This window comes from Halalkalibacter sp. AB-rgal2 (assembly GCF_041821005.1).
GTDB lineage: Bacteria > Bacillota > Bacilli > Bacillales > Bacillaceae_D > Halalkalibacter.
This window is the reverse complement of sequence record NZ_JBGUAV010000003.1, coordinates 228,949-243,593: the sequence shown is the minus strand read 5'-3', so window position 1 is coordinate 243,593 and position 14,645 is coordinate 228,949. Positions and strand designations below refer to the sequence as shown.

17 protein-coding genes are annotated in these 14,645 nt (G+C 38.4%); 14 read left to right on the top strand and 3 right to left on the bottom strand.

Annotated elements, in window-relative coordinates:
- Positions 1 to 195: 195 nt before the first annotated feature.
- From ACERJO_RS04295 to ACERJO_RS04280, 4 genes are all read left to right on the top strand, one after another.
- Positions 196 to 1,428 (top strand): quaternary amine ABC transporter ATP-binding protein, encoded by a 1,233-nt coding sequence (locus ACERJO_RS04295; RefSeq protein ID WP_373646667.1) that lies wholly within the window; start codon positions 196 to 198, stop codon positions 1,426 to 1,428.
- Complete coding sequence (locus ACERJO_RS04290; protein ID WP_373646666.1) at positions 1,428 to 2,273, top strand: ABC transporter permease; 846 nt, start codon at positions 1,428 to 1,430, stop codon at positions 2,271 to 2,273. The genes ACERJO_RS04295 and ACERJO_RS04290 overlap by 1 nt, the downstream gene beginning before the upstream one ends.
- Positions 2,273 to 3,214 (top strand): glycine betaine ABC transporter substrate-binding protein, encoded by a 942-nt coding sequence (locus ACERJO_RS04285; RefSeq protein ID WP_373646665.1) that lies wholly within the window; start codon positions 2,273 to 2,275, stop codon positions 3,212 to 3,214. The genes ACERJO_RS04290 and ACERJO_RS04285 overlap by 1 nt, the downstream gene beginning before the upstream one ends.
- 144 nt (positions 3,215 to 3,358) lie before the next feature.
- Complete coding sequence (locus ACERJO_RS04280) at positions 3,359 to 4,078, top strand: class I SAM-dependent methyltransferase (RefSeq protein ID WP_373646663.1); 720 nt, start codon at positions 3,359 to 3,361, stop codon at positions 4,076 to 4,078.
- Positions 4,079 to 4,121: 43 nt separating this feature from the next.
- Here ACERJO_RS04280 and ACERJO_RS04275 read toward each other — a convergent pair whose 3' ends face one another.
- The 3 genes from ACERJO_RS04275 to ACERJO_RS04265 form a co-directional block, all read right to left on the bottom strand.
- A complete protein-coding gene (locus ACERJO_RS04275) occupies positions 4,122 to 4,610 on the bottom strand; it encodes a CBO0543 family protein (RefSeq protein WP_373646661.1) in 489 nt (162 codons plus the stop codon).
- Positions 4,607 to 5,206, bottom strand: a complete 600-nt coding sequence (locus tag ACERJO_RS04270) for a CBO0543 family protein (protein ID WP_373646660.1) — start codon at positions 5,204 to 5,206, stop codon at positions 4,607 to 4,609. Before ACERJO_RS04270 ends, ACERJO_RS04275 begins: the two co-directional genes overlap by 4 nt.
- 126 nt (positions 5,207 to 5,332) lie before the next feature.
- Positions 5,333 to 5,482, bottom strand: a complete 150-nt coding sequence (locus tag ACERJO_RS04265; RefSeq protein ID WP_247104225.1) for a hypothetical protein — start codon at positions 5,480 to 5,482, stop codon at positions 5,333 to 5,335.
- A 92-nt stretch (positions 5,483 to 5,574) separates the two neighbouring features.
- On the opposite strand from ACERJO_RS04265, the gene ACERJO_RS04260 reads away from it, so the two are divergent.
- The 10 genes from ACERJO_RS04260 (at position 5,575) to ACERJO_RS04215 (ending at position 14,631) form a co-directional block, all read left to right on the top strand.
- A complete protein-coding gene (locus ACERJO_RS04260) occupies positions 5,575 to 6,540 on the top strand; it encodes a LacI family DNA-binding transcriptional regulator (RefSeq protein ID WP_373646659.1) in 966 nt (321 codons plus the stop codon).
- A gap of 102 nt (positions 6,541 to 6,642) precedes the next feature.
- Positions 6,643 to 7,062: a cysteine metabolism transcriptional regulator CymR gene (gene cymR / locus ACERJO_RS04255; protein WP_247104221.1), complete on the top strand. Its 420-nt coding sequence runs from the start codon at positions 6,643 to 6,645 to the stop codon at positions 7,060 to 7,062.
- A 22-nt stretch (positions 7,063 to 7,084) separates the two neighbouring features.
- Complete coding sequence (locus ACERJO_RS04250) at positions 7,085 to 8,236, top strand: cysteine desulfurase family protein (RefSeq protein ID WP_373646658.1); 1,152 nt, start codon at positions 7,085 to 7,087, stop codon at positions 8,234 to 8,236.
- Between the two features lie 15 nt (positions 8,237 to 8,251).
- Positions 8,252 to 9,373: a tRNA 2-thiouridine(34) synthase MnmA gene (mnmA, locus tag ACERJO_RS04245; protein WP_247104219.1), complete on the top strand. Its 1,122-nt coding sequence runs from the start codon at positions 8,252 to 8,254 to the stop codon at positions 9,371 to 9,373.
- 60 nt (positions 9,374 to 9,433) lie between these two features.
- A complete protein-coding gene (locus ACERJO_RS04240; protein WP_373646657.1) occupies positions 9,434 to 10,090 on the top strand; it encodes a tetratricopeptide repeat protein in 657 nt (218 codons plus the stop codon).
- Between the two features lie 13 nt (positions 10,091 to 10,103).
- Entirely contained in the window at positions 10,104 to 12,386 is a 2,283-nt protein-coding gene (gene recD2, locus ACERJO_RS04235) for an SF1B family DNA helicase RecD2 (RefSeq protein ID WP_373646656.1), read from the top strand.
- A 49-nt stretch (positions 12,387 to 12,435) separates the two neighbouring features.
- Entirely contained in the window at positions 12,436 to 12,903 is a 468-nt protein-coding gene (locus tag ACERJO_RS04230) for a PRC-barrel domain-containing protein (RefSeq protein WP_247104216.1), read from the top strand.
- 16 nt (positions 12,904 to 12,919) lie between these two features.
- Entirely contained in the window at positions 12,920 to 13,117 is a 198-nt protein-coding gene (locus ACERJO_RS04225) for a hypothetical protein (protein ID WP_247104215.1), read from the top strand.
- Between the two features lie 16 nt (positions 13,118 to 13,133).
- Positions 13,134 to 13,262, top strand: coding sequence for a DUF3918 family protein (locus ACERJO_RS04220; protein WP_260505870.1), 129 nt, complete (start codon positions 13,134 to 13,136; stop codon positions 13,260 to 13,262).
- Between the two features lie 133 nt (positions 13,263 to 13,395).
- The gene (locus tag ACERJO_RS04215) at positions 13,396 to 14,631 is read left to right on the top strand and encodes an MFS transporter (protein ID WP_373646655.1); all 1,236 of its coding nucleotides are present in this window, start codon (positions 13,396 to 13,398) and stop codon (positions 14,629 to 14,631) included.
- Positions 14,632 to 14,645: the final 14 nt, after the last annotated feature.

Genomic DNA, 14,645 nt, shown 5'->3' with positions numbered 1-14,645 from the left:
AAAATGAGAGATATGAGGATTTGGTCGCATATGGTAGGAATTCTATGTATTAAGCGCAAAATGTTCATACAGTATAAACTGTATGAACTTAATAAGCTTAATAAGCCTTAATTTCGGCTTTGTATTATTGTCCTGCTATTTTTATAATACGAGAGTAGTTGTGAAACGGAAAACCTTAGAGACGAAGGTGAAATAATGATAGAAAGAGATGTGAAGATTAAGGTCGAAGCTGTTACAAAAATATTTGGAAAAAATGTAAAGCAGGCCTTACAGAAATTAAAAGAAGGAAAAACAAAGCAAGAAATTCTCGAAAAGACAGGCTGTACAGTTGGGGTTAATCAAGCAAGCTTCGAGGTTCATAAAGGCGAAATTTTTGTGATTATGGGACTGTCAGGAAGTGGGAAATCGACACTTGTTCGATTACTTAATCGCTTAATTGATCCAACAAACGGTCATGTATTTATTAATAATCAAGATGTCGTGAAGATGAGTAAGGAGCAATTACGAGAGGTTAGAAGAAAAGAAATTAGTATGGTTTTCCAAAAATTCGCCTTGCTTCCTCACTATACGATTTTACAAAATGCAGAGTATGGTCTTGAAATTCAAGGAATACCTAAGGAAGAACGTAAAGTTAAGGCATTACAATCGTTAGAACTTGTTGGATTAAAAGGGTATGAAGATCAGTACCCAAGTCAATTAAGCGGTGGAATGCAGCAACGTGTCGGTTTAGCACGGGCACTAGCAAACGATCCTGACGTGTTATTAATGGATGAGGCGTTCAGTGCGTTAGATCCACTTATACGAAAAGATATGCAGGATGAATTACTAGATTTACAGTCTACGATGGAGAAGACGATCGTCTTTATCACACACGATTTAGATGAGGCGTTACGTATTGGTGATCGAATTGCCCTTATGAAAGATGGGAATATCGTTCAAGTCGGTACACCAGAAGAAATTCTAATGAATCCTTCTAACCAATATGTAGAAAGATTTGTCGAAGATGTTGATCTTTCTAAAGTGTTAACAGCTGAACATGTGATGAAACGCGCAGAGTCGATTCAGCTTGAGAAAGGTCCGAGAGTTGCTCTTCAGTTGATGAAGGAACGGGGGATTTCTTCTCTTTACGTAGTGAATAAGCAAAAGAAATTACTCGGTGCATTAACAGCCGATGCAGCGACGAAGGCAATTGAAGATAAGGTTAGTATCTCAGATGTAATGACAACAAATGTAACAGCTGTTCGTCCAGATATTGTCTTGACTGATTTATTTGAGAAAGTGTCGCAAGCTGGAGTTCCTGTAGCGGTGACTGATGAATCTGACCGTTTAAGAGGAATCGTCGTTAAGGGAGCCGTCATTGGCGCTTTAGCTGGAAATGAAGAACATATTAACAATCTGACTGAATCTACAATTGGGGAGGTGAAGTAATGGATTCGATACCGAAACTCCCTATTGCAGAAAATATTGATTCATTTATTAATTGGTTAACAGCTAATTTAAGTGGTCTATTTGATTTTATTAGTTTTATATTAGGTGGAATTGTAAATGGTATTGAAACAGTTTTGCTTATTTTACCTCCGATCTTATTTATTCTAATTATTGCTGCGATAGCTTGGAAGACAAGTAAGTGGCGGATGGCGATTTTTACGATTGCTGGGCTACTTTTAATATGGAATTTAGGTTATTGGGACGGAATGACAAAAACATTGGCACTGGTACTAACAGCTGTTATTGTGTCTGTTGTCATTGGGATACCTATCGGAATTTGGGCATCACAAAAAAGTATCGTCAAACAAGTCGTAACACCTATTTTGGACTTAATGCAAACAATGCCTGCATTTGTCTACTTAATTCCAGCTATTTTCTTTTTTAATATTGGTGTCATTCCTGGTGTTGTGGCGTCTGTTATTTTTTCGATGCCACCGACAATTAGATTAACGATACTAGGTATTCAACAAGTACCAAAGGATTTAATTGAAGCGACAGAAGCGTTTGGTTCAACAACGAAGCAGCGTCTTCTGAAGGTGCAGCTTCCACTTGCAATGCCGACGATTATGGCCGGCATTAATCAAAGTATTATGTTAGCTCTATCAATGGTCGTTATTGCAGCAATGGTCGGTGCGCCTGGACTTGGTGCAGAGGTTTACCGCGCTGTCACTCAGGTTCGAACAGGTACAGGTTTTGAAGCTGGTCTGGCGATTGTTATTATTGCAATCATTCTAGACCGGATTACTCAAAATATAGGAAACAAAAAACAAGGGGGAACACAGTAATGTTAAAAAAATTACTAGGAGTAACAACTGCAACAGTATTCGCGTTAGGTTTAGTTGCATGTGGAAGTGATGAGCCAGTAGATGGAGGTTCTGAATCCGAGGAGCCAGCAGGAGAAGGCACAGAAGAGGCAACAGGGTTTGATGGTGGATCTGTCGATTATCAAATTGTTGGAATTGACCCTGGTGCAGGGCTTATGAATATTACGATGAATGATGTATTACCTGAATATGGACTTGAAGATGATTGGACAGTTGTGGAAAGCTCAAGTGCAGCAATGGTCGCTTCATTAACAAGTGCTTATGAGAATGAGGAGCCAATTATTGTAACTGCATGGAGTCCACACTTTAAGTTTAATAACTTTGATCTTAAATATTTAGAAGATCCACAAAATATTTTTGGCGACACAGAAGATATTCATACAGTTGTTCGATTAGGCTTAGATGAGGAGCAACCAGAAGCATACCGATTTTTAAATCAATTCCAATGGGAACCTAATCATATCGAGTATGTAATGGCTCTTATTGACGAAGGTGGAGCTGAGGAAGCAGCAGCAGAGCAATTCGTACAAGAAAATGAGGATCTTGTTGCAACATGGACTGATGGTGTTGAAGCAGTAGAAGGTGAAGAGCTCGAGCTTCTTTATGTAGCTTGGGAAGAAACGATTGCAGCGACAAATGTTGTAGGCCATGTTCTTGAAACGTTAGGCTTTGATGTGACATTAACTCAAATTGATGCGGGTCCAATGTGGGCTGGTATTGCATCAGGTAGTGGAGATGCGATTGTTTGTGCATGGTTACCGACGACTCACGCTGAATATTATGCAGAATATGAAGGCCAATTTGAAGATTTAGGTTCAAATCTTCACGGAACACAGTTAGGATTAGCTGTTCCAACTTACATGGAAGATATTCATTCAATTGAAGATTTAGTAGTAGAATAATGATTGAAAACGCGCAAGTATGATTGCGCGTTTTTTCCTTTTAAAAAAGACCCCTAACTGAGTTTTTCTTAAAGGAAAAAGGATGGTTTTGTCGAATTAATAGAGTCTACACAAAAATTCATGTGTAGAGAAAGGTGAGAATAGATGAGTCGAGAAGAGTTGAGAAAAGCTGAGCTACGAGAGTTGAAATATGAACAGGTTGGTGTGGCGATGACCTGTCGCTCCTACACGGAATATGAGCAAATGTTTCAATTGAGACAAACCATGAAAGGTAAAGTATTAGATGTTGCAGCAGGAGCATCTTCTTTTACAGCGGAAGCGCTGAAAAGGGGGATCGATGCATATGCAGTGGATCCTCAATATGAAAAGTCTGTAAATGTATTACAGGAAGAAGGCAGCAATGAGCTGTTACTAGCTAGAAAGAAGCTGTTACATGCATATGAGTTATTTAATTGGGAAACGTATGGATCGATTGATAAGTTAATGAAATTGAGAGAGCGATCGTTAACTATGTTTTTAAATAACTATGTAGAATGTAAAGAACGTTATATAAATGGGCAGCTTACCCTATTACCTTTTGCGAATAACCAGTTTTCCCTTATTGTATGTAGTCATTTTTTGTTCCTATATGGGAAGAAGTTTACATTTGATTTTCACGAAAGGTCATTGCGTGAGCTAATCCGCATTTGTGAAGTTGGTGGTGAGATTCGGCTCTACCCATTATTAGGTTTTGATGGAGACTTGTATCCGCATGTAGATGAACTAAAGCAAAGGCTATCTGAATTACCTGTTACGATTAAACAAGCTAAGGTTGATTTCCAGTTTGTAAAAGGTGCCACACATATGCTAGTCCTTACGAAGTGATCAAAACAGTGGAGACCGAAAATTCTCGTTTCGGTCTCCTGATTTACATTTGAATTATATTGGCATCGATTTTGCGAATAACCCCTATTGCGAGCCGGTTTAGCAATGACTTTAATGTTGTAGAGATAAACGTATGTTTCCAAGTCCATCCCTTCTTCCAACGAATGAGCGACGTGTTTTGGACAGCCCATAGCTCAATCAATAACATTGGAATTGTAAATAGAAAAATTTTTACGGTTATAGGAAAGACGGAATCATTTCGAGTTACTTGATTATAGTAAACCATTATGGTTGGATAAACGATGATATCAAACAAAAAATTCCCTTTCAAAATTTTTGGAAATAACCTAGTCGGATAGGACAGCATATCTTTTGAAACGAAAAAGGCGTCAATAAAAACATTAGAAAATCCATTCATAAAATAAACAAGCAACCAATCTTTAATAGATGGTTTTTTCAATAAATAAATGAGAGAAATAATAGACGTAACTAAAACTCCCCATAATATCTTTTGTTCGGTTTTTTCTTTCATGAAATAAACCCTTTCTTTATTAGTCGATTAATCTGTGTATACGGTTGAATATTTTTTTGTAGCCATAGTAGAATCGGCCCCTTAAGAAAACGAGTTTCTAAAGGGACTTGAAAGCGAATCATGTAAAATATGAGAGAAATTGTGGATAGCCCCCATGTCAATATAGGTCTTAGTTGAAATAAATAGCTGAACGTATACATTTTAAAGTAGATAAAGCATGACCAGAAAATATTCCAGCCATTGTGGTAGGTAATTAATTTAGACTTGGATGCTATATATTCAATACATGTCGATCCTAATGTCCATGTTAAAATATAGATGGTCTGTTTACTTAATGTTTTTGGAAAATAAGCCAAACAGCTGAGTACGAGTAAAGGAGTACCTATAAATAAATGTAAAGCACGTAATACATAAATATTGAACTCCCCTGGGTTGAAATCCCATAACAGCCTCCTTTTAAATAAATAATAATAACAAGAATTAATGAATGCAACGTATAATAAACTTTTGTAATATTCAGGGAATGTTTTCCATGTCCGTAAGAAAACATTTATAAAAATCATCACTAAAATGAAGCCAAGGTGTTTTTGTTTCATCATGTTCTCCTTTTGTTTATCAGTCAGTGGTTATAAATTAGTATATCCTTAACGGTATTCATCATGCATAATGACCTAACTTGAAAAGTGTGTAACATTTACATGGAATGTCACACACTCTGTAACCTAGGAATGAAAAGAATGAAACAAATAGTCATATTGCTTCGTTTCAGTTGGAGTCTCTGTTATTTTATTTTCCTTTATGCAAACAGAGGCAAAGATAAGTATCGTGCTACACATGAAAATGAGTGAAATAAGTCCTTGGACAAATATCATAATTTTCCTCCTTTCTCTACTTGAGAACATCGTATATTATGAAATGCGTTTCAGAACAAGTAGTAATTTACTAAAATGGAGTTGTAAATAAAATGGCCAATATTCATGATATTGCAAAAATGGCAGGTGTATCAGTCACGACCGTATCGCGTGTATTAAATGGGCATAGGTATGTTCGTAAGGAAAAGAAAGAAGCGGTTTTACGTGCGGTGCGAGAAAGTAACTATCACCGCAATATAAATGCAGTTCACTTGAGTAGAGGGAAAACGTCCTTAGTTGGAGTGGTCGTTCCATTTGCGAATGATCCATATTTTGGGTTACTCATTGAAGGAATAACAAGGGCTGCTGCTAATCATGGCTACCACCTCGTACTCGTTCAGACAAATTATGATGAGAAAAGAGAGCTTGAGGCCTTAAAGATGTTAGAAAATCGTCAAATAGATGCACTCATTATTTGTTCACGTCAAAGCACATGGGATATAATTGAAGCTTATATGAATGAAGGATCGATCGTTATGTGTGAGGATACTCGTGGCAAAGGAGTCTCTGCAACGTTTGTCAATCACTATCAAGCATTTATGATGGCGCTTGATTATTTGTATGATAACGGGCATCGAAATATAGGCTATTGTGTCGGTCGGAGGAATGGGGCAAATAGTCTCCGGCGAGCTCAAGCGTATAAGAATTTTCACAATAAGTATTCTCTCAGCTTGAACGAAGCGAATATTTTTTATGAATGTTACCACTTAGAGGATGGACAAAGAGTGGCTAAGAAGCTTAGTACAATGGAAGATCGACCGAGCGCAATGCTTATAACAAGTGACCAAGTTGCAGCTGGTGTTATGACATGTTGTCTAGAAGAAGGCATAAAGGTTCCAAAAGACTTGGCTTTAATGGGGTTTGATAATCAACCAATCGCGAAGCTAATGCATTTAACAACCATTGAAATCCCAATTGTTAAATTGGGTGAAAAGTTGTTTCAGCAAGCCATTCAAAATAATAAAGAACCTACATATGAAGAGGTTATTGTCAAACTCATTGAACGGGAAACTGTCTAACTGCATAAATCAATGGATCATGCTATAATGGCTAAGAATTAGTTGGTTGGGACGATAAGAGGCTTTGTTGATATGAATTTATTAAAGAAATGAGGTTGACATATGAAGATTTCGACAAAAGGACGTTACGGTTTAACGATTATGATTGCATTAGCAAAAAAATATGGTGAAGGTCCAGTATCATTAAAATCAATTGCGAAGGATTATAATCTTTCGGAGCATTACTTAGAGCAGCTTATTGCTCCGTTGCGAAATGCGATGCTAGTTAAAAGTGTTCGTGGTGCTTATGGTGGATATATGCTAGCGAAGGAAGCACAAGAGATTACAGCTGGAGATATCATTCGCGTATTAGAAGGGCCTATTACACCAGTTGAAGTGATGGAGGATGAAGAACCAGCTAAACGTAATCTATGGATGAAAATCCGTGATGCAGTGAAAAATGTACTAGATGAAACAACGTTAGATGATTTAGCGACATTTGAGGATGATGGAAAACAAGAATATTACATGTTCTATATATAATGTAGAAAGTCGGTGAAAAGAAGTGGAGTTTGTGTATGTTGATCATGCAGCGACATCTCCGGTACATCCAGATGTACTTGAAGCAATGATGCCTTATTATGGACCGGAATATGGAAATCCATCGAGTATTCATAAAGCAGGAAGGAGAGCTCGAGCTGCCTTAGATCAGGCTCGTTCAACGATGGCGACACTTCTTGGAGTGAAGGAACAGACGTTAATCTTTACAAGTGGTGGTACGGAAGCGGACAATTTAGCGATTATCGGCTATGCTCTTGAGCATCAAGCAAAGGGGAAGCATATCATTACTTCGCAAATTGAGCATCATGCGGTTATTCATGCATGTCAAGAGTTAGAAAGGCGTGGATTTGATGTAACGTATTTACCTGTTGATACATCTGGGACCATCAGCCGCGAGTCTGTAGAGAAAGTATTACGTAAGGATACGATTTTAGTAACACTAATGTATGGTAATAATGAAGTTGGTACAATTCAGCCCATTGTAGAAATTGGTGAGCTGTTACTTGAGCATCAAGCTGCTTTTCATATAGATGCTGTTCAAGCGTGTGGTGCCCTCAACCTAAATTTCAATACACTCCCAGTAGATATGGCTTCAATTTCAGCACATAAGGTTAATGGTCCTAAAGGTGTAGGTTTACTCTATACTACGAAGCGATTAAAGCCATTGGTATATGGGGGTGAACAAGAACGAAAGCGACGTGCTGGAACAGAAAATGTTGCAGCCATCGTAGGGTTTGCCAAAGCATTAGAGTTAGCTACTAAGTCTATTCAAGGCCGAAGAGAGCAATATGAGTTGTTTTCACAACAGCTTGTGGATCGCTTATTAAAAGAAGAAATTGAATTTACGATTAATGGTCACCAGTATAACCGTTTACCACATATTATGAACATAAGTTTTTTTGATGTACAGATTGAGCCGCTATTAATGAATTTGGATTTGGCTAATATCGCAGCTTCAAGTGGTTCTGCATGTACGGCAGGTTCTGTAGAGCCTTCTCACGTTCTTGTAGCGATGTTTGGTAAGGATGATGAACGGTTAACTTCAGCAATCCGGTTTAGTTTTGGATTAGGAAACACAAATGAACAAATTGAGTATGTCGCAAAACAGACAGCTAAGATTGTGAAGCGACTTAAGCAGACAGAGCAATTTATTTAAACAGAGGTGATCAAAGTGAACAAACGACCTGAGGAAACCCGTGTCGTTGTTGGGATGTCAGGAGGTGTAGATTCATCAGTGACAGCTTTGCTGTTAAAGGAGCAAGGCTATGATGTAATTGGCATCTTTATGAAAAATTGGGATGACACAGATGAAAATGGTGTGTGTACGGCAACAGAAGATTATGAAGACGTCATTCGTGTATGTAATCAAATCGGAATCCCTTATTATGCAGTGAACTTTGAAAAGGAATATTGGGATAAAGTTTTCACGTATTTTCTTGAAGAATACAAAGCCGGAAGAACACCTAATCCTGATGTCATGTGTAATAAGGAAATTAAGTTTAAAGCCTTCTTAAATCATGCGTTGACACTTGGAGCTGATTATGTCGCTACTGGACATTATGCGCAAGTGGAATGGCGTGATGGTCGAGCTCATTTATTACGAGGGCGGGATGAGAATAAGGATCAAACGTATTTTCTTAATGCGCTATCTGAAAAGCAATTATCAAAAACGATGTTTCCTATTGGGCATTTACCGAAAAATGATGTTCGTAAAATAGCCGTCGAAGCTAATTTGGCAACAGCAACGAAAAAGGATAGTACAGGTATTTGCTTTATTGGGGAGCGAGACTTTAAAGAGTTTCTTGCACAATATTTGCCTGCTCAGCCTGGTGAGATGCAAACGGTGGAAGGTGAAGTAAAAGGGACTCATGATGGATTAATGTATTATACGCTTGGCCAGCGTCAAGGACTAGGAATTGGTGGTGCTGGTGAACCTTGGTTTGTGATTGGGAAGGATATTGAGCGCAACGTTTTAATCGTTGGACAAGGGTTTCATCATGAAGGTCTTTACTCAGAGGCTCTCGATGCAATTGATCTAAATTGGATTAATGAAAAGCCGATAACAGAGTTTCGATGTACGGCGAAATTTCGCTATCGTCAAAAGGATGAGCCTGTTACGGTTACACCAAATGAAGATGGAACGGTTCTGGTAACTTTTGATGAGCGTCAACGGGCTATTACACCAGGGCAAGCTGTCGTGTTTTATGATGGTGATGTTTGTTTAGGTGGAGGGACTATAGATCGTGTCAGTTCATCTTACCCGTTACATGAAAAGTTAGCTAAATACTCTTAATATTACGACTTAGAAGCCTTGCTTTTAGGTCGCTTTTACTGATAAAAAGGTTGTGAATATATGACGATGATGGAGCAAGGAATCCAGCACATGAATGAACAACAGTATGAGGAAGCAGCGAAATGTTTTACCGCTGCGATAGAAGAGAATCCAAAAGATCCAACTGGTTACATTAATTTTGGTAATTTACTTGGTATTGTGGGAGATGTTGAGCGCTCGCTTGCATTTTTTGACAAGGCGATTGAATTAGATGAGCATGCAGCGACGGCGTATTATGGTGCTGCTACGATTTATTACAAAAAAGATCAATTTGAAGAAGCGGTTAAACTCTTTAGAAAGGCCGTCATGGAAAAATTAGATGAGCCAGATGTCCATTTTATGCTTGGGATGAGCTATTACCAGCTTGGCTCATTACCTCATGCGCTAAGTTCATTAAAAAGAGCAGTTGAATTAAATGGGGATGATGTTGATGCCAGGTTTCATTACGGTCTTTGTTTGGCACAACTAGAACAAGTGGACGAAGCACTTAACGAGTTTAGACACGTTGTTGAGAAAGACGAGAATCATGCTGACGCCTTATTTAATTTAGGGGTGGCTTATGCTTATAAGGATCAGGTTCAATTAGCATTAGATTCATTCAATAAAGCGCTAGACATTCAACCAGATCATATGCTTGCGGCAAATGGAAAGAAAACGATTGAAAATGCCTTAAAGTAAGGGTGGAATAAGGATGAATGATGAAATTGAAACGGTCGAAAGAGGTTATGTAAAAGGAACGATTCTTCATATTTTGTTTCGTAATGATGAAAACTATTATACAGTTGCCCTAGTTCGTGTTGAAAAGACAAATGAAGAGCTTGAGGATAAAAAGCTAACAGTTGTTGGAGTTCTCCCACAATCAGAGCCAGGTGAAACATTTTTATTCTATGGGCAATTCGCCGAGCATCCCAAATTTGGTCTGCAGTACAAAGTGGATCAGTTTAGACGAGATCTGCCACATACCAAAAGTGGTATTATTCAATATTTATCAAGTGATCGATTTCCTGGAATTGGTAAGAAGACGGCTGAGACAATCGTTGATAAATTAGGTGAACGGGCGATTACACGAATTGTTGAGGATCGAACAGTGTTGTATGATATTCCGAAGCTAACGAGACAAAAAGCCGATCACCTTTATTCAGAGTTGATTGAACAGCAAGGTGTAGAGCAAGTATTATTAGAGCTATCAAAGCATGGATTTGGTGTGGAACTTTCATTAAAAGTGTACCAAGCTTATAAAATACAAGCACTTGATATCATTCAAACAAATCCATACAAGCTGATTGAAGATGTTGATGGAATTGGTTTTAGACGAGCGGATATACTAGGAGCTGCGATTGGTATTACGGGTAATCACCCTGATCGAATACGAGCAGGCTGTTTATTCTTCATTCAAGAGTTTTGTTTGCAGGAAGGCCATGTTTTTTTATATCGCGATCAATTTGCCCCTCAAGTGATTTCACTTCTCTCTACGCCACAACTTAGTATTGAAATGAACGAAGTGGAGCAGCAGCTTCTCATGATGGCTGAAGATGATTTAATTGTGGAAGAAGATGACCGTGTATATATGAAGACATTATTTTTTGCGGAGAAAGGCATTGTAACGAATGTACGCCGTATATTATCACAAGAGGTAGAAGCTGAATTTCCGGAAGCTGAATTTCTAAAGGAATTGGGAAAGCTAGAAGAAGAGCAAAAGCTTTCTTATGCAAATTCACAAAAGGAAGCTATTCAAACGGCTCTTTCTTCACAAATGATGATTTTAACAGGTGGTCCAGGGACAGGTAAGACGACTGTTATAAAAGGAATTGTTGAATTGTATGCAAGGTTACACGGATTGTCACTCGATCCAAATGCATATTCTAACTCAAACCCGTTTCCAGTTTTACTCGTTGCACCAACAGGACGTGCAGCAAAGCGAATGAATGAATCAACTGATTTACCAGCGACAACGATCCACCGGTTACTTGGATGGAGTGGGAATGGTGGAGGCTTTGAAAAAGGGGACCATGAGCAAATTGATGGTGAATTACTGATCGTTGATGAGAGTTCGATGGTTGATATTTGGTTGATGAATCAACTATTGAAGGCCGTTCCACAGAAAATGCAAGTCATTTTCGTTGGAGATCAAGATCAATTACCTTCAGTTGGCCCAGGACAAGTATTAAAGGATTTTCTTGAGTCTAACGTTATACCTACGGTTCATTTAACCGATATTTATCGACAAAAGGAAGGATCATCTATCATAGATTTGGCTCATTCGATTAAAGGTGGACATGTTCCTGAATCACTAGCTGAGCCACAAGCAGATCGGCGCTTTTTCCCTTGTCAGTTAGACCAAGTGAAAGAAGCTGTTTCACAAATTTGTGAAAATGCCGTCAAAAAAGGTTTTACCGCTAAGGATATCCAAGTGCTTGCACCGATGTATAAAGGTCAAGCAGGTATTACGGAATTAAACCTCCTTTTACAGGAGCTATTTAATCCAAAGAAAGAAGGAAGGCGAGAGCTGAGCTTTGGTGACATTGTTTATCGGACAGGTGATGTTGTATTGCAGCTTGTGAATAATCCTGAGGAGCATGTATATAATGGCGATCGTGGTGAAATTGTCGCCATTTTTTATGCGAAGGAAAATGTAGAAAAACAAGATCAACTTGTTGTTTCATTTGATGGGAAGGAAGTAGTTTATCCGAAGCGTGAACTTAATCAAATTACTCATGCGTACTGCTGCTCCATTCATAAGTCTCAAGGCAGTGAGTTTCCAATTGTCGTGATGCCGGTATTACGAAGCTATGCGAGAATGCTTAGACGTAATTTAATTTATACGGGCATTACACGAGCAAAGCAGTTCTTGTTATTGTGTGGAGAACTATCTGCATTTAGGTCTGCGATCACACAACAAAATGAGTTAGAGCGTCATTCGATGTTAAAAGATAAACTAGAACAAATGGCGAGTGGAAAAAGTCAACTAGTATAAAGATTATAGCCTTGCAGATGCTATAAATGTTCGGAAGGTGGCGATAGCTTTGCGGACATTTTCAATAATAGAAGGTTTTCCGGTCATTGAGCAAGCGACAGGTCAAGAGTGTGGTCATGTGAATGACTTAGTGTATAAGGAAGGTAGGATATTGGGGTTACTCGTTGATCCAAAAGGTTGGCTTACAAGACAGCGCTTATTACCTATTTCTGATGTGAAAAGCTTTGGCAAAGACGCTATTATGATTACGAGCTCTAAGAAACTCCAATTGTTTGAACGAAAACATGATTTTTTATTGAAGCATGGAAAGAATCGACTACAAGGAATGACCTTGCTTTCTCAAGAAGGTGAGAAGCTAGGTTTGATGGAAGATGTATATTTTCAAGAAGAAGTGGGGACAATCGTAGGGTATGAAGTGACAGAAGGATTAATCGCTGATCTAATGGAGGGTCGAAAAGTCGTTAAGAGTGAAGAACCATTAACGATTACCAAAGGGCGAGCGATTATGACCGAGTAAGAAAGGAGCTCGTATCATGCGTTGTCCAAATTGCCAAAGTAAAGATATCGGGAAAATTGGAACAAACCAGTATTATTGCTGGAGCTGTTTTGTCGAAATGACCTTATCAGATGGGAAGCTTTCTATGCATCAAGTTGAGGAGGATGGCACACTCAGTTCATTGGATGACCTATTTGAGGACCATGATTTAGAAATCGAAATGGAAGCCAACTAAATAGGTGGTGACAGTTATGAGGAAAGCTGTAACAACTTCATTAATTGCAATCGGAATTGGAGCTGCGGCATGGACGATGAATGACCGTAGAAGGTCGAATCGATTCCAGCAAATGATGAAGCCTGTGAATAAGATGTTTAAATAATCGTAAAAGACAAGTCCAAAAGGGCTTGTCTTTTCAGTATTAGATCGTAATAAGACTTTCGCTTTTTCTTAGAAGACTAGTAAAAAAGTTTGTAGTATACTAGTTTTTAATGGACCGTGTAGGAGGAGCATCTGTGAAATTGTCTTTAAAGAAAAATTATTACATACTTGTAATCGTTGTATTTGCCGGTTTTTTATTGTTTGGCATATCTGAAAATGTTCGAGGGCCTGCGATTCCACAAATACAGTCTGATTTTCAAATTGGTGAAGCGCAGCTTGGTTTGTTGTTAGCCTTAAATTCTTTGGGGTTCTTACTAGCTTGTATGTACACATCTATTTTAGCCAAAAAAATTGGAATTAAAGCAACTACGATCATTGCCTTCATCGCCATGGCGCTGTCGGGTGTTTGTTTATTTGCTTCGACCTCATTTCCTTATTTAACAGCATCTTTCTTTTTTTTATATGTTGGGAACGGGATGCTCGAGATCGCTTTAGCTATTATAGCGGCTCAAATTTTTAAAAACCATACTGGAACGATGATGAACCTTTCGCACTTTTTTTATGGACTAGGGTCGACAGTCGCACCTATAATGGCTGCTTCTCTTATGGGGTGGGAATTTGGAGGAGAAGAACTTGGTTGGCGTTTTATGTACATGATAGTCCTCTCACTAACGATATTGCCGATAATCCCGACTTTAATTGCTCGTTTTTCAAACGAAGAGGAGGAAGATGGAGAAGAAAACATTTCAATTAAAAAGCTAATGAAGGATCGCATCGCTTGGACGATTGTCATCTTATTAACATTTGGTGTGACGGCAGAGCTTGCAACTGCAAGCTGGTTAGTCAATTATTACGTTCATGTGTTTCAGTGGACGATTGAAGATGCTTCAAAGATTTTGTCATTATTCTTTTTCTTTTTTATGCTAGCAAGGCTCTTTCTAGGTCCTGTAACAGATAAAATTGGGTACATACATTCGATTTTATTGTTTTCTCTGTTTTCAAGTGTATGTGGCATTATTGGGATAGCATTAGGCAATGATGGTGCAATTGTTATTGCCCTTGCTGGAGCTGGGATTGCACCCATTTATCCAACTGTAATGGCATTACTCGCAAAACGCTATGCGAAAGGGACTGGCACCGCGATTACATTTACTGTCTCGTTAATGGGTATCGGAAGTGTCGTGATCAATTTATTTATTGGGTTTTTCATTGAAGCAATTAATGCTCTTTCTGATCGATATGAACTATTAATGGGGGGCAATATTGGTATGCAAGTTGGCTTTGCCTTTATTATTACAACACCTGTTGCATGTGTCATTTGCTGTTTCATTTTATTAAGGTTGTTTAAAAAAGAAGGGAAATTTGTGTAAAGGATATATACAAC